The following is a 22,375-nucleotide window of genomic DNA, read 5'->3' as shown; positions in this document are numbered from 1 at the left end:
GAGCCTAAGCTCTATGGTCCCAGAGGGGTTCGAACCCACGACCTCTACCTTGTCGAGGTAGCGCTCTCCCAGCTGAGCTATGGAACCAGAATTATTTCGTATGCCACTTAATTACTGCACAAGTTCTATTATAGCAAGCCTGCAAAGGAAGTCAACATGTTTCGTCGAAGAAGCCAAGTACGGTACAATTTGTATAAATACTGTATGAGCGAGGAGTGTTGATTTAATGGAGACAACAATTACCCTTCCATTTGTTTATGATTTTACAAGAGCGTTAGACCGACTTTCAAATGAAGCGATGAATTCTGTTGATTTGTCAACAAATTCCATAAGGTTTCCAATGGAAGAAGGTAATGTTGTAAAACTTCAAGCGACTGGAACAACTGAACGACCTTCTTTTTTACTTGAGGGGACTTTGGATGAAGCTCAAGTTGAGGAAGTAAAATCAATATTTCATTTTGATCGTTCTTTAACGGATATACAATCTCATTTTATGAATACGGATCTGGCACCAATTTTTGTTGAACACGTAGGAACACCGATTGTTCGAAGTTTTTCACTTTATGGAAACGTCATGCGGAGTATCATTCACCAGCAATTGAATATGTCTTTTGCACATACTCTTACAATGCGTTTTGTTGAAACGTTTGGCAGTGAAATTGACGGCGTGTGGCGTTTTCCTTCACCTGAAAAAATTGCTTTACTGGAAATCGCACAACTTCGAGAAATGCAGTTTAGTACTCGTAAAGCTGAATATATGATTGGACTGTCTCAAGAGATTGCAGCAGGTTCGCTTAATTTGCAAAAATATAAACAGATGGATGATGCAGAAGTGAAAGCTGATTTGGTTATGTACCGCGGAATTGGTCCGTGGACTGCACAAAGTTTTCTAATGTCAGGGCTTGGAAGACCGAATGTTTTTCCAATCGCAGATATTGGACTGCAAAATGGATTACAACGTTTATGGCAAATGGATAAGAAACCTACGAAAGATGAGATTTCTCTTCGTTTCTCAGATTGGTCTCCATATTTAAGTTACGCTGCACTTTATTTATGGCGAAGCATTGAGTAAAATAATAAAACAGCTGTTCCATATAAATATTGGAACAGCTGCAGTATGCTGGTTACTATATGAGTGTCATTGAAGTTCTTCAGTTTCAATTGCTGTTTCATCGAAATAGAGGAAATTCTCTTCTTCGAGTTCAGAAAATCGTTCTTTATTAATACCAAACGAAAGGTCTCCTTCGAAAATCGTTTCCCACCAAGTTTCAGTTGTCGTCATTGTATTTCCTCCTCAATTCTTTATATTGTTTGATTATTCTCTACCCGGCGATATCTTCGGACAAACGTTTAACGGGTGAAAAGGGTCCAAAGACTTATAAACTGTCGAAATATTTAAATACTTATAAAAGGGGCCATTCGGATGAAAAAAACAACATTTGCAATCGTTGGAACGGGTATAGTTGGCGAACGAATTATTAACCAGTTGCAGAAAAATGATTGTGTAGAAATCATTGCTGTTTTTGATGAAAATAAACAGCGTCTTTCTGAAATTGCGAATAAATACGGTCTAACTGTGGCATCCTCTTACGACGAAGTACTGTCTCTTAAGCCCAATTGGGTCTATATTGGTACACCACCTGTTTCGCATGCATCGCTAAGCAAACGTGCTATTGCTGAAAATTTAAATGTACTTTGCGAAAAACCACTCGCACATGATGCATTTGACGGCGAGACAATGGCGAAAGCAGCAGAGGAAAGTGGTGTGATAACAGCAATGCATTTTCCTCTTATGTATAGTCCACCCGTTCGACATTTCATGGAAATGATTGAAAAAGGTGCAATTGGTGACATCGTTCGTGTTGAGTTGAATACGTATTTCCCGCACTGGCCTAGATTGTGGCAACAAAACCCTTGGATTGGTTCACGTGAACAAGGCGGTTTTACTCGAGAAGTTTTCCCGCATTATTTACAGCTTATGTACAGAATGTTTGGACGAGTAACACTCACAGAACACAACACGGTTTATCCTAATGACAGTGCACTTGCTGAAACGAGTGTCCTTGCTATCGGAAAGACGGAAAAGCAAATTCCTGTTTTATTAAATGGACTTACGGGTGTAGGACAATTAGAAGAGCTGTCATACATAGTATATGGAACGGAAGGGGTTTTAAAACTGCACAATTGGGCCGAACTTAGCATGGCACAAAAAGACAGGCCTTTTGAAATATTGACTTCTTTCGATTCAGTAAAAACATTGGTGGAAGAATGTATCGTGGCCTCACAAGATGAAACTGCATTTCTTGTTCCGTTTTCAGAAGGGCTTGAGATACAAAGGCTTATCGACCAACTGCTGGCAGTGCAGAACCTGTAAGTAAGAGTTTAAGATTGCATCGACAGAAGAATCTATCTATCATTGAAAGAAATACTAGAATGGAGGAATTGCTTTGAATTTCACTGCAAACGATGTTGAATCAATGATTGCTACTCAGAAAGAATTTTATTTCTCAGGTGAAACGAGAAGTGAAGAATTCCGCAAAGAAATGCTCTTAAAACTTAAAGATGCAATTGAGTCACATGAAGAAGAAATTACATTAGCGCTCTACAACGATTTAAGAAAAAGTTCTTTTGAATCTTATGCTACGGAAATTGGATTTGTACTTTCGAGTATTTCTATGATGATTAAGGAACTCAGTGGATGGATGGAACCCGAAAAAGTAAAAACACCGATACATTTACAACCTGCAAAAAGCATGATCGTGCGCGAACCTTATGGGTCTGTATTAATAATTGGTCCATTTAATTACCCATTTCAGCTCATTATGGAACCGCTTGTAGGTGCGATTGCAGCTGGAAATTGCGCAATTGTAAAACCATCCGAAACATCTGTGCATACTGCAAAAATAGTTAAGAAAATAGTAATGGAAACATTTCCTCCTGAATATATACGAGTTGTCGAAGGAGAACGTGAAGAAACAGAAGCCCTCATTCATGCTTCTTTTGATTATATTTTCTTCACAGGTAGTGTGGCTGTTGGAAAAGTAATTATGCGGGCAGCTTCGGAAAGACTAACTCCAATTACTCTTGAACTTGGAGGGAAAAGCCCAGCACTTGTTGATCAGACGGCCAATTTAAAAGTTGCTGCTGAGCGGATTGTATGGGGGAAATTTATAAATACAGGTCAAACATGTATTGCTCCTGATTATCTTCTTGTGCATCATTCTATTCAGGACGAACTTGTGAAAGAAATGATTAAAGCCATCAAACGATTTTACGGGGAAGAAGCTTCGAAAAGTCCTGATTATGGCCGTATTGTGAATGAAAAGATGTTTGATCGTTTAGCTAAAATTGTTGAAAGAGAACAATCACAAGTTATTCATGGTGGTTCAGTGGATCGTAGTGATTTATATATTGAACCGACACTATTGGATGGCATTTGGTGGAACAGTCCTTCAATGGAAGAAGAAATATTTGGTCCGATTTTGCCAATTATCACATATGAAAACTTAAGTGAAGCTGTTCAACAAATTCAAAAGCGTGCCAAACCATTAGCTGCATATATGTTTACAGAAAATGAGTTGGCTGCCGATTACTTTATTGAAAACTTGCCGTTTGGTGGGGGATGTATTAATGATACAATTTCTCATGTTGGGAATACGAACTTGCCATTTGGCGGCGTAGGTCCTTCAGGAATGAACGCATATCACGGGAAATACAGTTTTGATTTGTTTACACATCCCAAATCAATATTGGATAGAAATACATCGATTCCGATGCGTATCGCATTTCCTCCTTATGGCAATAAACTTAAATTTGTAAAACCGCTTATCCGTTAATTCGGAAGCGGTTTTTTTATTCAACATTTTTGGTTTTCAGGGAATAAAAAGGTATAATAACAAAAGCAGAAAGAAAAGAGGAATTGCCAATGAGTAAAAATTATGATGAAAAATGGACACTCAGCCTTTTACAGAAACTTGTGGAGACACCAAGTCCATCAGGTTATACAGGTCGAGTTATGAAATTGATTCAAATGGAGTTAGATGCCCTTAAAGTGGACTATAAAAAGACTAATAAAGGAGCAATTATTGCTACAATTGAAGGAACAAATACAGAACGTCATCGTTTATTAACAGCACATACAGATACTTTAGGAGCAATGGTTAAAGAAGTAAAAAGCGATGGTCGTTTAAAACTGTCAATGATTGGCGGTTTTAATTGGGATGCGGTTGAGGGAGAATATTGTCAGATACATACTGCTTCTGGAAAAGACATTCGTGGGACAATATTAATGCATCAAACAACAGTTCATGTTTATAAAGATGCAGGTAGTGCAAAACGAAGTGCAGACAATATTGAAGTGCGAATTGATGAGAAAGTTCTAAAAGCAGAGGATACTCGACAACTTGGTATTGAGGTTGGGGATTTCGTTTCTTTCGATCCACGCTTTGAAGTTACTAAGAGTGGTTTTGTAAAGTCACGCCATTTAGATGATAAAGCGAGTACTGCCCTTTTGATTGAACTAGTTCGTTCATTAAAGCAAGAAAAAACAAAGCTTCCTCATACCACTCATTTTTACATTTCAAATAACGAAGAAATTGGGTACGGTGGAAACTCCAATATTCCAGAGCAAACAGTTGAGTATATTGCAGTCGATATGGGAGCAATTGGAGATGGACAAACCTCAGATGAATACACCGTTTCTGTTTGTGCAAAAGATTCAAGTGGACCTTATCATTATGATTTAACGCAACATTTAACAGGTCTTTGTAAATCAAAAGATATCCCGTTCAAGTTAGACATATATCCATATTACGGTTCCGATGCTTCGGCAGCAATTCGAGCAGGATTTGATGTGAAGCATGCTTTATTTGGACCGGGTATTGAGTCATCTCACGCTCTAGAACGTACTCACGTTGATTCTCTAGAAGCGACAGCGCAACTTCTTTACGCATATGTAACATCTGAAATGATGGATTGAACGGAGGTTTATTATGGAAGCGAAAAGATTAATTTCAGTTTTACCAATCAAACAAGTAATTGGCGAATTGCCACTTGAAGTAACAGATTTAGCCGTAGACTCACGTTCAGTCAGTGCAGGTGGAATGTTCGTCTGTATTGAAGGACACACTGTGGACGGACATGATTATGTGCAAAAAGCGGTTGACTCGGGCGCACGTGTGATCGTGGCGTCAAAACCCGTCGATGTAGACCCCGATAAAGTGGCAGTCATTCTCGTCGAAGATACGTCACGGGCAATTGGTTTACTTGCTGCTTGTCATTACAATTATCCTTCAAAGGAAATGACACTAATAGGTGTTACTGGAACAAATGGTAAAACTACAGTGAGTGGTATCATTCAATCCATTCTTCAGGCAGCTGGAGAAAGTTCTGCAATGACAGGGACGATTGGTTTTGAATTAAATGGAACATTATATGAAACAGAAAATACAACGGGCGATGCTTTAACGACTCAATCTATGATTGCCCAAGCGGCTAACGAAGGGTGTTCAACGATGACGTTGGAAGTTTCTTCACACGGTCTCATCGAAGGACGTCTTGCAGGGGCAGAGTTTGATATCGCTATTTTCACAAATTTGACGCACGACCATTTAGATTTCCATGGAACGATGGAAAACTATGGAAACGCAAAAGCGCTTCTGTTTTCACAATTAGGACAAGACTTTTCGAAACGGAAGTTTGTTGTTGTGAATGCAGATGATGCTTGGAGTGAGAAGTTGTTGGACAAAACATCCTATCCCGTGCTCACATATGGAATTTTAAATGATGCTGCATTCCGTGGAACAAATATTAACTTAACGGCAGAAGGTACGAGCTTCACATTATCGTCACCAGAGGGCGATTACGATGTTGAAATGAACTTAATTGGTGAATTTAATGTTTCTAATGCTCTAGCCGCAACTGCAGCTTTGTATGCAAAAGGTATGATGATTGATGATATCGTTAAGCATCTAGGAGAAATAACTGCTATAAAAGGTCGTATGGAGAAGGTGGAAACAAACCTACCTTTAACGATTTATATTGATTATGCTCATTCGCCAGATGCCATCGAAAAAGCAATTACTTCTGTTTTACCTTATAAAAAGAATAAGCTTATCTTTGTAATAGGTACTGGAGGCAATCGTGATCGTGTGAAAAGGCCGATTATGGCAGAAAAAGCGTCTATTGCCGATTATGTTGTTCTCACTACAGATGATCCTCGAAATGAAGCATATGAAACAATTTTAGCTGAATTGGCTGTGGGGATGAAGCATGACAATTACGCTTGCATTGGTGACCGTGTTGAAGCGGTTCGACATGCGATATCGGTAGCTGAACCAGATGACATTGTAATTTTTGCTGGCAAGGGACACGAGGATTATCAAATAATTGGTTCTGTAAAATATCCTCATTCAGATGCAGAAATTGCTCTTTCTGAAGCTTTGAAAAAGTTTGGTACAGGTGCGTTGGAAAAATAGTAAGAAGTGCTGCTTATAATTAAAGGCGGCACTACTTCTTTACACTAGAAAAAAGTGTTGATATCCGTGTAGGTAGTCACTATGATTAGGAACAGCAGAACAGAAGGAGAATATATTAGTATGGATAAACCTATCAATGAAGAAATCGCGTCACGTCGGACGTTTGCAATTATATCTCACCCAGATGCAGGGAAAACAACAATCACGGAAAAACTACTTTATTTTGGTGGAGCAATTCGGGATACTGGTACTGTAAAAGGAAGAAAGAGTGGAAAGTTTGCAACATCAGACTGGATGGAAATTGAGAAACAACGTGGTATTTCAGTTACATCATCTGTTATGCAGTTTGACTATGATGGAAAGCGAGTAAATATTCTAGATACACCCGGTCACGAAGATTTTAGTGAGGACACGTATCGTACTCTGATGGCAGTAGATGCCGCGGTTATGATGGTAGATGTTGGGCGAGGGATTGAACCTCAAACAATTAAGTTATTCAAAGTTTGTCGCATGCGCGGAATTCCAATATTTACGTTCATCAATAAAATGGACAGACAAGGTAAAGAACCGCTGGATTTAATGGAAGAGCTTGAAGAAGTACTGGGCATTGAATCATATGCTATGAATTGGCCGATAGGAATGGGGAAAGAGTTCCTCGGCATTTACGACCGTTTTAATAATCGTATTGAGCAAGTTCGAGTAAAGGATGAAGAGCGTTTTCTTGAATTGAATGAAGAGGGTGGTCTTTTAAAGCCTCATCCAATGATGGAAACCTCATATTATAAACAAGCAATGGAAGAGGTACAATTGCAAAATGTTGCAGGCAATGACTTTGATGAAGACCGAATTGCAAAAGGGGAGCTAACACCGGTGTTCTTCGGAAGTGCCTTAACAAGTTTTGGTGTGCAAACATTTTTGGAAACATTTTTAAAATTTGCACCTGAGCCTCAACCACGAATCACAAAAGATAAAGTAGAAATCGACCCCTATTCGAAAGAGTTTTCAGGATTTATTTTCAAAATCCAAGCGAATATGAATCCTGCGCATCGAGATCGAATTGCATTCGTTCGAATTGTTTCAGGTAAGTTCGAAAGAGGAATGACGGTTTCAGTCCCTAGGATTTCAAGAACGTTTAAGTTAACACAAACGACACAATTTCTAGCAGACGATCGAGAAATAGTGGACGAAGCAGTTGCAGGAGATATTATTGGAATTCACGATACGGGAAATTACCAAATTGGGGATACGATTATCGGTGGAAAGTCATCGTTTGTTTTCGATGCACTGCCTCAGTTTACACCGGAATTATTTGTTCGGGTAACTGCGAAAAACGTTATGAAATCAAAGCATTTCCACAAAGGGATTTTACAACTAGTGCAAGAAGGAGCAATTCAGTACTACCGTACTTTACACACTGAAGAAGTATTGCTTGGTGCGGTTGGACAACTGCAATTTGAAGTTTTCGAGCATCGTATGAAAAATGAATACAATGTAGAAGTACGAATGGAACATCTTGGTGCGAAAGTTGCTCGTTGGATTGAAAATGAAAGTGATGTATCCGAGTCAATGGCCGGACAACGTGCAATGCTCGTAAAAGATAGGCATGAAAAACTCGTGTTTTTATTTGAAAACGAATTTTCAATGCGTTGGTTCCATGATAAACATCCTTCCATCAATTTATATAACTTACTATAATTTAAAAACCTAAAAAGACGATTTTTCGTTTTTTTAGGCTTTTTTATGAAATAAGGTGAGTCTCTTATTTGAACTCCTACTTAATTTTCCCTATGATAAGAACATACTTTAAATTCATTTTTGAAAAGTCTTTTACTTTTAATAGATTAAAAAGATGATATTGGTTTGGTTTGTATTGTAATTAAAAGAAACTTAAATGCCCATCACTTATGCCGAGATATAAGTGATATAAAGAAAGGAAGAAGACATGAAGATTAGTGACTTTTCTATAAAAAGACCCGTATTTACAATCGTAATAATGTTTCTTGTTATTATTCTTGGAGCTGTATCCTTTTTCCGTATCCCTGTAACCTTAATTCCGGAGTTGAATCCGCCAATAGCGGTTGTTGTATCCAGTTTTCCTGGTGCTTCCCCAACAGAGGTCAGCGAGAAAGTTACAAAGCCACTTGAAAATAGTTTATCCACAACACCTGGATTGAAATCCATACAGTCCACGTCTCAAGAGGGAGCCAACTTTATCCTTCTTATGTTCGATTGGTCAACGACAATCGATGATGTTCAAATGGATTTATTGCAACGAATTGATCAAGTACAAATGCCCGATGGTGCAAATAAACCACGCTTTCTAAAATTTGATCCCTCTCAATTTCCGGTGATTCAATTGTCCCTAAGGACGGAATCTAAAGATACAGATATCCGTGTTTTAGCGGAGCAATTGGAACTTGAACTACGCCGAACTAAAGGCGTAGCAAGTGTATCCGTTTCGGGTCAATTAATTGAGGAAGTTTTAATAACGTTAGACCAGAAAAAACTTGAAACAAACGGTCTTGCACAAGAAGATATTGTGCAACTGGTTCAGGCGAATAATGTCTCTATGCCAGGAGAACCAATCGAAACAACAGATGGAAAACAACTGACGACACGAATCGTCAGTACGTTAACAAATGTTGATGAAATCAAAGACTTGATTGTAACGATCAATCCTGTCGATGGTAAAAAAGTACGCATTCGTGATGTCGCAAAAGTTGAACTCGGAGAAGCGGAGTCTCCAACAGAGACACGTGCGAACGACGAGGGTGCCGTTTTAATGTCTGTGTTGCAGGAATCTGGTGCTAACACTGCCGATGTGTCAACGTCTTTCCAAGAGGCTCTTGACGAACTACTTGAGACAGATGAATTTAAAGATGTGAAATCGGATATTTTGTTTGACCAAGGTGATTACGTCAAACTTGCGATTGGCAATATTGGTCAATCCTTAATTCTCGGTGGAATATTTGCGATGCTTGTGTTGTTCTTTTTCCTTAGAGGGATAAAGAGCCCATTAATTATAGGTGTAGCGATTCCTTATTCAGTAATTGTTACGTTTGTCCTCATGTTTTTTGCAGATTTCTCACTGAACATCTTAACTCTAGGTGCCTTGGCACTTGGTATTGGTATGCTCGTAGATAATGCGATTGTCGTTATAGAAAATATTGAACGGCATCTTGCAATGGGGAAAGAACCTCGTGTAGCTGCTTCTGATGGGGCAAAGGAAGTGGGAGGAGCAATAATTGCTTCGACGTTAACAACACTTGCTGTATTTGTTCCTGTTATATTCATCAGTGGATTAATCGGACAGATATTTACAGAGTTTGCTTTAACGATTTCCTTTAGTTTGTTTGCGTCACTTATTGTGGCCTTAACAGTTGTCCCGATGATGGCAAGTCGTATGTTGAAAAAGCCTAGGAAAAGTGTAGAGGCAAGACGTCGCCGTTCTAAAACATTAAATAACTTTTCAAGATCTATTACATGGTCCTTAAAACATCGCTTCATCGTTTTATTTCTCACGACTGTCTTACTTGCAGGTAGTGGATTTGCATTGACGAAGGTGGGCACGGAATTCCTTCCAGCAACGGATGAAGGATTTGTCAGTGTATCCGTTCAATTGCCAAATGGCGCTTCGCCAAGTGCAACAAATGATGTTGTAAAACGTATTGAAGATCAGTTGAAAGAAGAGAAAGACATTGAAGTGTATGTAAGTTTAGTAGGTGGTACGCAAGAGAATTTAGCTCAAGGTACTTCCAAATCAAACGTCGCTGAAATGTATGTGAAACTGGTTCCATTGTCTGATCGCGAACGATCGGTCTTTGAATTTGTCGATGAAGTTCAGCCTAAAGTGTTGAAGGAAATTGGAGAGGATGCAAGTATTAGTTTCGATTTGCAAACGGCATCAGGTTCGACTCCGAATTCACTAACGTTCTCACTTAAAGATACAAATGAAAATCAGTTGAATGAAGCTGTAACTAAGTTGAATAAAGAACTTGTGAAACTTAAGTCCGTTACAGAAGTTACAAATAATCTTCAAAATACGGTTGAAGAAATTCGTATTGAAGTGGACCGTGACCTCGCTTCTGAAAAAGGACTTTCGCCGTATCAAATCGCTCAAACAGTGAACAATGTGACACGTGGTTCTTTAACAACACAAATCATAGGCGATAATAATGAAGTGTATGCGGTTTATGTGCAATATGATAATAAATACCGCAATAGCATCGATGAGTTGAAAAAGCTCAAACTTCGTACACCCGCTGGTGAGTTTGTAGAACTTGGTAAAGTTGCTAAAATCGATATTGCAGAAGGTCCTGTATCAATTCAGCGTGTTGACCAAGCGCATTCCGTCTCGTTTAATGTGAAATATGAATCGACTGAGTCACTCGGTGATATGACTGCAAAAGTAAATGAAACAATCGATAAACTGAAACTTCCAACTGAAATTGAAGTTGCATATGGTGGGGATCGGGAACTCTTTGAAAGTGCGATTAATGATATGTTAATGGCAATTATCCTTGCAATTGTTCTCGTTTATATTGTGATGGCTGCTCAGTTTGAGTCGTTTAAATATCCATTTGTCATTATGTTCTCAGTACCATTGATGATTATTGGTGTAGCAATCGGATTGTTTGTAACGAACACACCTCTGAGTGTTACCGCGGTAATTGGGGTTCTGGTTCTCGTTGGAATAGTAGTGAACAACGGGATTGTCCTAGTCGACTACATTAATCAAAGAAAAGAAGCTGGACTTAGTTCTTATGATGCGATTGTTGTCGCAGTTAAAGATCGTGTCCGTCCTATCTTAATGACGGCCCTGACGACCATCCTAGGCTTGTTGCCACTTGCTCTAGGTATTGGGGAAGGTACTGAAATGAATCAGCCTATGGGAATAGCTGTAATTGCTGGACTCATAAGTTCGACTCTTTTAACGCTGTATATTGTTCCGATTATTTACAGCCTATTCGACTCTGAAACAAGAAAACGTGCGGTACCCAAAAATAAATAAATATCATGCTTAATTTAGAGCCTCCTTTATGGGGGCTTTTTTTATTTCTGAAGATTCTTCTAAATGCATTAATAAATGTTATACTGAAATAAAAAGGGGGTTGTTTAAATGAAAGTCCATTTCCTTACTGGATTTCCGGGGTTTATTACGTCTGAGCTGATTAAAGAATTAATAAGAGAAGGAAAATCTAAACTTTTTTATGTGCTTGTATTACCAGAGCAAGTGGATTTAGCGAAACGTAAGGCGGATTCTATTATAATGGAATTAGATTCAAAGCATTCAATCAATATTGTAGCTGGGGATATCACAAAACCGAACTTAGGAATGAATGAAGAAATCATTAAAGAATTACATGAGGAGCAACTAACAGTATGGCATCTCGCAGCGATTTATGATCTTGCGGTAAAAGAAGAACTTGCTTGGAAAGTTAATGTAGAAGGTACTATTGTGGTGAATGAATTTGTTCGGAGTCATCCGGATATACTTAGATATATGTATTTTAGTACAGCGTATGTCGCTGGAAAACGTGAGGGTAGATTACTTGAAACTGAATTGATTCGACCGACGTCGTTTAAAAATCATTATGAGGAAACAAAATTTGAGGCTGAATTACTTGTAGAAGAATTGAAAGAACAAGTAGCCGTTACGATCATTCGTCCTGGAATTGTTCGAGGTCATTCAGAAACTGGGGAAACAATTAAATTTGATGGTCCTTATTTCTTTATGAATATGATTGATCGATTGAAATGGTTGCCTATGACTCCATATATCGGAAAGTCGGAGGCCTTTTTAAATGTTGTTCCCATCGATTATATTATGAGTGCATCCGTGTATCTTTCAAGTCACTCAGAGGCGGAATCTCAGACCATTCATTTGACGGATCCGAACCCGCACCCTATAGAAGAGATTTATAGAGCAATGGTTTTCGAGGTTACTGGGAAAAATCCTAAAGGAAGATTTCCAGAAGTTTTGGCTGCAACAGCATTAAAATCAAAAAGAATTCAACAAATGCTCGGTGTTGAAGCTGAAACACTCGGTTATTTATCTTGGAATGCAATGTTTGATACGACAATAGCAGAAAGACTCCTGCAGGAAAGCGGGATTCAGTGTGCTGATTTCATTCAATCGATACCTGCTATGACGGTCTTTTACAATCAACATAAAAACAATGCTGACTATCATATTAAAATTGTTTAACCAAAGTTTACATTTTGTTATTCGGTGTTATAATAAAAGAAAGAGCAACCAAAACTTAATAACTTTTGACTTATGTCAAGGGGGAGTAGCTATAGGGAAACCTATTTCATAGTCGTCAATACGTGGCTTTTGCCATCGGTTATGATAGCTGGATTTTTTCTAATTTAAATTCCGACTTAGCGAGACCTTTGCCTATTTATTAGGTGAGGGTCTTTTTATATATTTATTAATAGGAGGAATTATTTTGGATACTATTTTGTTACAATATGCGTGGGTACTTTTAGTGCTCATCATACTTGAGGGTCTTTTGGCAGCAGATAATGCAGTAGTAATGGCGGTTATGGTGAAACACTTACCTCGTCTTGAACAGAAGAAAGCTTTATTTTACGGATTGTTCGGAGCGTTTGTTTTCCGCTTTGCAGCATTGTTTATGATTACTTTTCTTGTGAATATGTGGTGGATTCAAGCACTTGGTGCAGCGTATCTTCTATTTATATCCGGTAAGAGTATTTACGATCAACGAGCCCAAAAGAATTCAGAGCATGATCTAAAGGCTGGAAAAAAATCTGGCTTCTGGATGACCGTTCTCAAAGTAGAGCTCGCGGATATTGCATTTGCTCTGGATTCAATGCTTGCTGCGGTAGCACTTGCTGTTACACTTCCTGAACTTGGAGATTTTGAAATTGGTGGAATTAACGGCGGACAGTTTACCGTTATGTTGTTAGGCGGTATTATTGGACTTGTCATCATGCGATTCGCAGCCCGTCAGTTCGTACAGTTATTAGAAAAGTACCCATCGTTGGAAACTGCCGCATTTTTAATTGTTGGTTGGGTTGGAGTGAAATTACTTGTAATGACACTTGGCCACCCGGAATTACAAATTATCGATCCGGCATTTCCGCACTCGTCACTTTGGAATTCAATTTTCTGGGTTGTCTTAGCGGCAATTGGAATTTTTGGTTACTTCAAAGGTGTTCGACAAAATCGAAAGAAAACTCATTCGAACTAAACATTTAAGAACCGACTGCATATTTTCTGTAGTCGGTCTTTTTTTATCGAAATTCAGATAGATTCGTCGAAAGTATTTGAGTTCATCTTTAAAATATGTGGATTAAACCCGGGAATTAGGGGTATCTTTAACAGAGGCTAATTTTAAATTATGGCAATTTACAGCAAAACCTTTCTTTTTGGTTACAAGTTCCCTAAAATGATAAGATGATCACTTGAATTGGGAAAGGAACTTAATTACATGAAATTTACCGAAACGATCCGTAGTTTTACACCTGTACAAAAAATCGTCTTTTTTTACTTTTTGGCAATTGCTTTTTCCTTTCTATTATTAAATTTGCCAGGTGTTTATTTACCAGGAGTAAAAGTTCGTTTTATCGATAGTTTATTTACTGCAGTTAGTGCAGTCAGTGTAACAGGCCTTACTTCAATTACGATTGCGGACACTTATTCAGTTTTTGGAATATGTATGATTATGATTGTTTTGCAATTTGGTGCTGTAGGAATCATGTCGATAGGTACGTTTTTCTGGTTGATTGTAAGAAAGCGGATTGGTATGAGCGAACGCCAACTAATCATGTTGGATCATAATCAATATAATCTTTCGGGTGTTGTTCATCTGATTCGAGAAATTGTGAAAATTATTTTTATGATTGAAATCATTGGTGGGATCTTTTTCACTCTTTATATACAAAAGTATTATGAGACATTTAATGAAGCGCTTCTTCATGGTTTTTTTATGTCGGTATCAGCGACAACAAATACAGGATTTGATTTAACTGGAAATTCTCTTCTCCCGTATTTTAATGACTATATCATTCAAAGTGTAACAATGGTGTTAATCATACTAGGTGCAATTGGTTTTCCAGTACTCATTGAAGTGAAAAGTTATTTTTCAAAAGAGGTTCCGAACTTTAGATTTTCATTATTTACTAAAATCACAACAGCAACATTTGGTTTTCTACTTCTAATCGGTACTATCATAATTTTTATACTTGAATCAATGAATTCATTCAAAGGAATGGCTTGGCATGAAAAAATCTTTGCTTCCATATTTCATTCGGTATCATCGAGATCTGGAGGACTGACGACATTCGATGTTACGCAGTTTAGTGATGCAACACATATCTTCATAAGCTCCCTTATGTTTATTGGTGCATCCCCAAGTTCGGTTGGTGGAGGTATAAGAACGACGACATTTGCGATTGCAATTTTATTCCTCATTAATTTTGCAAAGGGTAATGAATTTATTCGTATTTTCAATAGACAAATTAAGCAAGTTGATATATATCGCTCTTATGCAGTAATTTTACTTGCCGGTATGATGGTGATGGTGACTTTAATTATTTTAACTGTTACTGAACCTAATCAAACAGTGGTAGCACTCTTGTTTGAAATTACATCAGCATTTGGGACATGTGGTATGTCACTAGGTATTACAAGTGATTTATCAACAATTGGTAAATCCATTATTATGATCTTGATGTTTATCGGTAGAGTTGGGCTTATATCCTTTCTTTTCACCCTTGGAGGGAAGAAGAAGAAAACACATTATAATTTCCCCGAAGAACGTGTAATTATTGGTTAACGAACTGGGCCACATCCTTGTAAATAAGGATGGGCCTTTTTATTTTTTAGTAGGCCTTACTACTAGGAGTTCGGAAAAAATAATTATTTTCAATCTAGGTGAAAAAACTTAGGCTAAAGTGACTATAACCATGCAAATTACGCCTATGTATTTATTTCTAAAAGGTAGTGAGGCGTTACGATAATTGATAATATTTATTGCGTTTTAGTAATCTTTTATTAAAAAGTAGATATAGCATAGGAATGAAGGTCTAAATACCTATACCTATTTCCTTCGAGATATGAAATAATTTGAATATATAATATATTTAGTAACTTCGTGTTTTTGCATTAAAGTACATTTTTTTTCATACTGTCTATATATAGAAGTAGGGGGAGTAAAAATGTCTAATGGTATTACTGAATCGATAGTAGAAAAAATAATCCTCTTTAATAATTCAAGTATACCCGTCGTAATAATGGATTTAGACGGGAACTTTATTAATAGCAACAACCCATTTAACAAGATGGTTAGCAACTGCAAAATAGAAAATATTAAAGAGTTACTTGATGAATCGGCAGTTGAAATGTGGAATGAATATATGGGAATTACGAAGGAAAAAGGAAAGTTTACCTTTTTCATGCCACTTCAAGTAAAGTCAAAGATTATAGGTACGTATAAAATGGAAAGCATTTATTGTGATTGCAACAAGACGATAACTATTTCTCTTAACCTGAAAAAAGAATTGAAGAACAGGAATGAGTTATCCTATAAAGGTGCTTTTAATACATCGGACAGTTTAATGATCCTGGTAGATGAGCATGGAATAGTACGAGATATAAATGATAAGTGTTTTCATTATTTAAATTTTGACCGAAGTCATTTTGTTAATAAACCAGTAGATGTCCTAATAAATATGGCTTCCAAGGATGATCAAACATTTTCTGAATATACAGACGGAATTCTAGGGAATGAATATACTGAAGTGTTGATAAAATATGAGAAAACTCCGGGTAATGTTTGTTTTTACCATATAGTCACTCGTTATGATAAACAAATAGGTTATTATTTAACACAGGTAACTGATCAAACAGTGCAAATAAATCTTGAAGAACAATTGGAACATAATAATGCCTTATCCTCAGTTGGGCAACTGGCTGCAAGTATTGCCCATGAGATTCGAAATCCGATGACGACTTTAAAAGGTTTTACACAACTACTTAGAATATCTGCGTCTGAAGAGTCGAAGAGATATCTATCTGTGATTGATGATGAAATTGAACGAATGGAATCGATATTAGGGGAAATGCTTATTTTGTCAAAGCCGAGCAAAAATAAAAAAGAACTAATTTCTATTCAATCATTAATGTCGGATTTAGTTCAGGTGATAGAACCAAAAGCAAGATTAGCAGGTATTACGATAATAAAAAAAGTGGATTTGCTCATAAAGAGTATGATATATGGTGATGTGGTAAAGCTTAAACAGGCGCTTTTCAATGTATTGAAAAATGCACTCGAGGCTATGCCGTCCGATGGGTTATTGACGATTGAAATTAAAGAAGTTGGCGAAGAAGTAATTAGTGTATCGATTCAGGACACGGGTAAAGGAATAAAGGACTCTCAGTTGCCTCAGATTTTCAGGCCTTATTTCACGACAAGAGCTGATGGAACAGGACTTGGATTATCATTTGTATTAAAAACAATTGAAAATCATGGCGGAACGATATCGGTAGAAAGTAAAGTAGGGATTGGATCAAAATTCATTATTTTGTTTCCTGTAGCAATTGGCTACACTACTGCTATTAATAGTACTAATTTATCTATTTCAACTTTGTATGATTGAAAAAATAAGAATAGAGTTTTTTAAAGAACAATTGGATTTTTGACATTTTTACGTTATTCCCGTTATACTTACAATAGCTTACTTCAAAACGGGAAAACAAAGGGTGAAATAGATATGACTAAAAATACTGAAACTGCTTTAAAGTTATTTATTGTTCTTACTAGGGCAAGTAAAGTGATTTTGGAAGAAGCGCATAAACCAATTGATAAGTATAAATTGAACCCAACGGAATTTGCTGTTCTGGAACTTCTTCATCATAAAGGACGGCAACCAATCCAGAAAATAGGGCAAAAGATTTTGTTGCGCAGCGGCTCGATGACATATGTTGTTGATAAACTTGAAAAAAATGGTTTGCTTGAAAGAGTTTACAGTGAAGTGGACAAACGGATAACCTACATGTCCATTACAAGTAGGGGCGGAGAGCTAATGAATTCTATCTTCCCGGAACATGCTGAAAATATTGAATCCATTATGTCTGCATTGACAGTTGAAGAGCAGGAACTGGCTATTGGACTGATAAAGAAACTCGGTCTTTCTGTTAAGGATTTATCTTAAGAAATAAAAAAGTCAAAGCATTGTCTATATAAGACGATGCTTTGACTTTTTATTTTATGAATTCTTTAAAATTGTTTCAGCCATACGAAGAAACTCTTCTATGTGATCCGCATTTGGAGTATCAAAAATAGTAAGTTTAATGACCATTCCATCTTTTTTAAAGACAATACCAGTTACAGGTGCTGATTCTGCAGTTACGAAGTAGCCTTCCGCGTCTTCAATGCCATCACCTTTAGGTAATTCTGTATCTACTAATTTATCTGGTACAGCACCGCCACTAGATGCTTCGAGTACAACAATTGTATTTTCAACTGCGTATTCATAATTGCCTTCTTCTTCATCCATAGTTTCAATTCGCATAAATACTGAGTCATTGTCTTTTACGTAAAGACTATCGCGACCGGGTTCTTCGCTTGTTAACTTGTACGTAGGAAGCAACTGAATTGAATAGTCTTGTTCATCGCTCTTAGTCTGAATTGCGTCTGATAAGAGATTGTCATTGTTATTTGTACTTTCAGTCGAGTCCTCTTTTTCAGTTTCTGTTTCAGTTACAGGTTCGGAAGATTCTTCTTCTTCTTTCTCCGAATCTACTTCCTCGTCTATATCCTCTTCGACTACACTATCGTCTGTAGAGGCCCCTTCAGAAGCTGTACCATTTACTTCGTTATCTTTAGCTTCATTGTCGGTGTCACTCGTTCCACACGCTGCTAGGAGCAAGACTGTTGCTAGGGCGACATATAATAGATTCCATTTCTTTTTCATATAAACTCCTCCTTACATAATTGGACGTCCTTAGGGCAAAGATGTTTCATACATCTTAGAAGAGTAAATGAGATTTCTCATATTGTCCATTATTATCAGTTTGCCTTAAAGTAGTACTTGAGTAAAGAACTATCTTAATGATAGTTCCATAGACATAGTGTTGTATTTTGTTGTATTGTGTATGAATTTGGAGTTATTTCTTTTACCAGTCAATTCAGTATTCCTGTATAATGTGTACTAGTGTATTCATTAAAAGAGGGAAGGTTTTTTTTTGGAAAGAATGTTGGAAATGGAAATTGAATCCACACGAGAAGAGATGATACAAAAAGCATTAGAAGTAGGATTTAATAATTCTGTTACACTTGGGATAAGTTGTAAACTTGATCAGTTATTAAACCAACTGGAAAAGATAAGAAAGACAAGAATGTTTTACGGAACCAATGAATGTACTTGCATGAAGGAATTTGTGGGAAAAGGTTAAAAAGTATGGAGGGGTAGTTATGTCGACAATCGAAAAGTTTAAAAATGAACTGAATAAGGCAATTATAGGTCGGGAAAAAGAATTCGATTTTATGCTCATTGCATTGCTGCAAGAAGGTCATGTGCTTTTGGAAAGTGTACCGGGATCTGGGAAAACAATGATGGCGAAAAGTTTTGCGAACGCTTTCAAAGGAGAATTTACACGAGTACAATTTACACCTGATGTATTGCCATCCGACGTTACGGGGATTCGCTATTTCAATCCCGTGACGCAAGAATTTGTTTTAAAAGCGGGTCCTGTATCGACGAATATATTATTAGCAGATGAAATCAATCGAGCAACACCTAGGACACAGTCCAGCTTGTTAGAATCAATGGAAGAAAAACAAGTGACAATTGATGGTGAGACGTTGAAATTGCCAACCCCATTTATGGTCATTGCGACACAAAATCCAATTGAATCTCAGCAAGGTACCTTTCCTTTACCGGCAGCTCAACTGGATCGATTTTTATTTAAATTAAATATTGGTTACCCGACATTTGAAGAAGAACATTTGATACTTAAGCAGTACGGTAAAAATCCTGGTGCAATTACAACGGCGTCAATTATCGGACCAGAAGAAGTAGAAAAATGGTCAATTGAGGCAAGTGAGGTAATTGTTCACGAAGATTTGGAAAAATACATATTGAAAATTGTACACGCAACAAGAAAGCATCCTTTTTTGGAGCTAGGTCTTAGTTCTAGGGCTGCACTTGCAATTTTGCAAGCAACAAAAGCACATGCCTATATAAATGGTAAAGGATATGCGACACCAGACGACGTAAAAGCAATATTCGAACCCGCGGCGTTGCATCGTATGGAGTTGTCAACAGAAGGGATGTTAACGAAAAATTTAAATGAAGTATTGATGGAAATAATAAATTCAATTCCCACTCCTATAGAGGCAACGGTTTAATGAAATGGCTTCGTTTGGAAGAAGGGTTCAAATCATTACATCAGACTATGACTGTATCCCTTGTATTTCTGTTGTTTTCAATTATTTATCTTCAAATTATTCCAGCGGCTTTATTTGCAGCAGTTTTTTTCATGTGTATTGTACAAAATGTTTATTATTTGAATGTGGGTAAAGATTTAGTATTCATTCCAAATAAAAACCAAACTCGTTTTTTGATTGGTGGAGAAAATGATCTTGTACTTGAATTTGAGAATGGGAAAACTCCTATTTGGAATGGTGTTTTGACGCTTTCAATTCAAGATGCAGTTGTTCCCCTTGTGGATGATACATCCCATTTTAGCGGCATCTTTGATTTCGAAGTTCCTTTTTCTGCAGGAAGTAGGGAAGTAATTAGTATCTCCATTCCGCTCAAAGGGAGAAAAAGAGGATTATCCCGAATTACACGAATTACATTAGACGTTCCACATATTTTTGGAGAGGGCTCTGTTTTGATGGAACTTAACGATCCGGTTATGACTCAAAGTCTTGTTTATCCACAGATAGTTTCTTTTGATGATCAATTAAATCCGGCTCCGTTTAAACCGGGTGAACTTGGGCAAAGACAGTCGTTATTCCATGACGTTTTTCAACCAATCGGAACAAGGGATTATGTGTATTCAGACCGATTCGATCAAATCCATTGGAAAGCAAGTGCTCGAATGCAAAAATTACAAACGAAAGAATTTATGCCGGTGACTGCACAATCGGTATTGTTCATATTAAATGCAATTGAAAAACAACGATCAGATGATGATTTCGAACAAAAAGTGGAGCGTTTGGTTTCTTATGTTGGTTACGCTTTGAAAAATGATATTCCATTTGCAATTGTTGTCAATATACGTACATTTGGAACTACACCTTATATGTATCTTGCAACTGGAAGTGGTAAGGTTCAATACCAAAAAGCGCTAGAGATGCTTGCACGTTTATCTGAAAGAAATGCAAAGATTCCATTTGAAAAAATCTTGCAAAGTATTCAGACACAAGGTCTCCTCTCACCAACAGTTGTTTTAATCACTCATGAACCTGAACGCTACGTGAACTTTACTAGTAAATGGTCAACGCATAATCGGGTCGTTGTGGACAGTTTCTACGAAAGGAGTGAGACTGTTGCACTCAGGTAATGTTTTTCGACAAGGTATCCGTCTGAGAAATTCGGAAAGTTATATTTTGGAACTGTTGTTACTTGTTTATCCATTAATTCTGATTCAAGAAGGAACTTCTTTCCAACCGCATTATTTACTAATCTTATTAGCACTAACTATGGGTGTGACTACATACTTTTTATTTTCTAAAGTGGCCTATTCTGTGATCATCGGGTTAATACTTTCAGTTGTACTAGCAATCCCTTTTTATTTAATTGGATTACCGATTGCACCAGTAATTTTTATGTTCTGTTTTATAGCATGGAGAACACATGCGAATTTTAGTTCAGAGCGTTTGAATCGTATGCCATTTGTTCTTATGAACACAATTCTTTTTGCATCTTTTTATTTATTTACGAGTGTCTTTTTGCTCAAAACGCAGGCAATTGAAGTAAATGCAATTCATTCGACGTTATTTATAGTAACAACAATTCTATTTGTGCTCATTCGTTTTCTCACCACTTCGATAAGTGGGAGAAATAGACCTGGATTTCGCTTATCAGAGGTAAGTAGAGCATTTGGTTGGATGCTTGGTGTAGGAGTAGTTGTTTTCATAGCAGTATATTATTTTATCGATGCAATTCGAACAACTATCATTTCAATCTTCGGTTTTGTATTCGGCGGACTCTTTATGTTGGTTGCAAAAGCGGTTACACCTCTTCTAGATTTATTGAGTGAATATATACTGAATAATCAAGAGCCAGACAAAGAAGAAGAAGAGATGTTAGAACCAGATGAAGCATTTCAACAAGAACAAGGGTTATCGGATTTCGATTTAAATACGTACTTTATCATTTTTGCAATCCTTATTGCGATCGGAATTATAATTTATATACTAAAAAGTCGTAAGCTCGGTATAAAAAATGAAACAGAACCTAAATATTCAATTCGTTCTGGAGGAAAAAAACAGAAACAAGCTGTTCAATTAAAATACGATTACTCCGAAGCAACAAATTTAGTACGTACTTCTTTCTTATACTTTGAAAAAGAGGCCATTCGAGTAAAGTCGCCAAGATTTGCAGGGGAAACGGTGAAAGAGTGGTTTGCGAGAATGGGTTGGGAAACTGGTGGCGAATTTTTTGACACATACGATGAGGCTCGTTATGGCTCTATGACTGTATCTAAAGAAGAAAGTGAACATTTTGTCGAAGAACTAAACGAAATTAAAAATAAATATTTTCCTAAGAATGTTTAAACTTTACTAAAACGGGGGACATTAAGTATGAACACAGCAACATTCTCATTTCCCCCTTTTGAGGACGCACCCAGAAATTGGGTACGTCCTCCTTTTTTTTTTGGAGAAAAGTATCGAATTAAGAGATATCAATTCTGTTTT

The 22,375-nt window shown here is 37.1% G+C and carries 18 protein-coding genes and 1 tRNA gene; 16 read left to right on the top strand and 3 right to left on the bottom strand.

What is annotated here, in order from left to right:
• Positions 1-14: 14 nt before the first annotated feature.
• Positions 15-87, bottom strand: a tRNA-Val gene (locus ACFSFY_RS13595).
• A 139-nt stretch (positions 88-226) separates the two neighbouring features.
• Between ACFSFY_RS13595 and ACFSFY_RS13590 the strand changes: the two genes are divergently transcribed.
• Positions 227-1,072 (top strand): DNA-3-methyladenine glycosylase family protein, encoded by an 846-nt coding sequence (locus ACFSFY_RS13590; protein WP_381538881.1) that lies wholly within the window; start codon positions 227-229, stop codon positions 1,070-1,072.
• 66 nt (positions 1,073-1,138) lie between these two features.
• On the opposite strand, the gene ACFSFY_RS13585 is transcribed toward ACFSFY_RS13590, so the two are convergent.
• Entirely contained in the window at positions 1,139-1,282 is a 144-nt protein-coding gene (locus ACFSFY_RS13585) for a hypothetical protein (protein WP_381538879.1), read from the bottom strand.
• Positions 1,283-1,423: 141 nt separating this feature from the next.
• Here ACFSFY_RS13585 and ACFSFY_RS13580 point away from each other — a divergent pair, with 141 nt between their 5' ends.
• From ACFSFY_RS13580 to ACFSFY_RS13530, 11 genes are all read left to right on the top strand, one after another.
• Positions 1,424-2,374: a Gfo/Idh/MocA family protein gene (locus ACFSFY_RS13580; protein ID WP_381538877.1), complete on the top strand. Its 951-nt coding sequence runs from the start codon at positions 1,424-1,426 to the stop codon at positions 2,372-2,374.
• A gap of 73 nt (positions 2,375-2,447) precedes the next feature.
• Positions 2,448-3,836: an aldehyde dehydrogenase gene (locus tag ACFSFY_RS13575; RefSeq protein WP_381538875.1), complete on the top strand. Its 1,389-nt coding sequence runs from the start codon at positions 2,448-2,450 to the stop codon at positions 3,834-3,836.
• A gap of 89 nt (positions 3,837-3,925) precedes the next feature.
• Entirely contained in the window at positions 3,926-4,978 is a 1,053-nt protein-coding gene (locus ACFSFY_RS13570) for a M42 family metallopeptidase (RefSeq protein ID WP_381538873.1), read from the top strand.
• A 13-nt stretch (positions 4,979-4,991) separates the two neighbouring features.
• Positions 4,992-6,476, top strand: a complete 1,485-nt coding sequence (locus tag ACFSFY_RS13565; RefSeq protein ID WP_381538872.1) for a UDP-N-acetylmuramoyl-L-alanyl-D-glutamate--2,6-diaminopimelate ligase — start codon at positions 4,992-4,994, stop codon at positions 6,474-6,476.
• A gap of 120 nt (positions 6,477-6,596) precedes the next feature.
• A complete protein-coding gene (locus ACFSFY_RS13560) occupies positions 6,597-8,171 on the top strand; it encodes a peptide chain release factor 3 (protein WP_381538870.1) in 1,575 nt (524 codons plus the stop codon).
• Between the two features lie 247 nt (positions 8,172-8,418).
• On the top strand, positions 8,419-11,487 hold the full coding sequence (locus tag ACFSFY_RS13555) for an efflux RND transporter permease subunit (RefSeq protein ID WP_381538869.1): 3,069 nt from the start codon (positions 8,419-8,421) through the stop codon (positions 11,485-11,487).
• 108 nt (positions 11,488-11,595) lie between these two features.
• The gene (locus ACFSFY_RS13550) at positions 11,596-12,684 is read left to right on the top strand and encodes an SDR family oxidoreductase (RefSeq protein WP_381538867.1); all 1,089 of its coding nucleotides are present in this window, start codon (positions 11,596-11,598) and stop codon (positions 12,682-12,684) included.
• A 244-nt stretch (positions 12,685-12,928) separates the two neighbouring features.
• Positions 12,929-13,693 carry a TerC family protein gene (locus tag ACFSFY_RS13545; RefSeq protein WP_381538865.1) on the top strand — a complete coding sequence of 255 codons (765 nt, stop codon included), beginning with the start codon at positions 12,929-12,931 and terminating at the stop codon, positions 13,691-13,693.
• Positions 13,694-13,933: 240 nt separating this feature from the next.
• Positions 13,934-15,280, top strand: a complete 1,347-nt coding sequence (locus ACFSFY_RS13540) for a TrkH family potassium uptake protein (RefSeq protein WP_381538863.1) — start codon at positions 13,934-13,936, stop codon at positions 15,278-15,280.
• A 382-nt stretch (positions 15,281-15,662) separates the two neighbouring features.
• Entirely contained in the window at positions 15,663-17,102 is a 1,440-nt protein-coding gene (locus ACFSFY_RS13535; RefSeq protein WP_381538861.1) for an ATP-binding protein, read from the top strand.
• 114 nt (positions 17,103-17,216) lie between these two features.
• On the top strand, positions 17,217-17,657 hold the full coding sequence (locus ACFSFY_RS13530; protein ID WP_381538860.1) for a MarR family winged helix-turn-helix transcriptional regulator: 441 nt from the start codon (positions 17,217-17,219) through the stop codon (positions 17,655-17,657).
• 54 nt (positions 17,658-17,711) lie between these two features.
• Here the strand turns inward: ACFSFY_RS13530 and ACFSFY_RS13525 are convergent, their stop codons facing one another.
• Positions 17,712-18,419 (bottom strand): hypothetical protein, encoded by a 708-nt coding sequence (locus tag ACFSFY_RS13525; protein ID WP_381538858.1) that lies wholly within the window; start codon positions 18,417-18,419, stop codon positions 17,712-17,714.
• A 280-nt stretch (positions 18,420-18,699) separates the two neighbouring features.
• Here ACFSFY_RS13525 and ACFSFY_RS13520 point away from each other — a divergent pair, with 280 nt between their 5' ends.
• From ACFSFY_RS13520 to ACFSFY_RS13505, 4 genes are read left to right on the top strand one after another with little or no spacing between them, the layout of a single operon-like run.
• Entirely contained in the window at positions 18,700-18,900 is a 201-nt protein-coding gene (locus ACFSFY_RS13520; protein ID WP_381539082.1) for a Spo0E family sporulation regulatory protein-aspartic acid phosphatase, read from the top strand.
• Between the two features lie 19 nt (positions 18,901-18,919).
• Positions 18,920-19,855 (top strand): AAA family ATPase, encoded by a 936-nt coding sequence (locus ACFSFY_RS13515; RefSeq protein ID WP_381538856.1) that lies wholly within the window; start codon positions 18,920-18,922, stop codon positions 19,853-19,855.
• Positions 19,855-21,018 (top strand): DUF58 domain-containing protein, encoded by a 1,164-nt coding sequence (locus ACFSFY_RS13510; protein WP_381538854.1) that lies wholly within the window; start codon positions 19,855-19,857, stop codon positions 21,016-21,018. The genes ACFSFY_RS13515 and ACFSFY_RS13510 overlap by 1 nt, the downstream gene beginning before the upstream one ends.
• Complete coding sequence (locus ACFSFY_RS13505; protein ID WP_381538852.1) at positions 21,005-22,234, top strand: hypothetical protein; 1,230 nt, start codon at positions 21,005-21,007, stop codon at positions 22,232-22,234. Before ACFSFY_RS13510 ends, ACFSFY_RS13505 begins: the two co-directional genes overlap by 14 nt.
• Positions 22,235-22,375 lie beyond the last annotated feature (141 nt).

This window comes from Sporosarcina siberiensis (genome assembly GCF_042681925.1).
In the GTDB taxonomy this organism is placed as follows: domain Bacteria; phylum Bacillota; class Bacilli; order Bacillales_A; family Planococcaceae; genus Sporosarcina; species Sporosarcina siberiensis.
The sequence above is the reverse complement of the archived record's forward strand: the minus strand, read 5'-3'. Positions and strand labels throughout refer to the sequence as shown.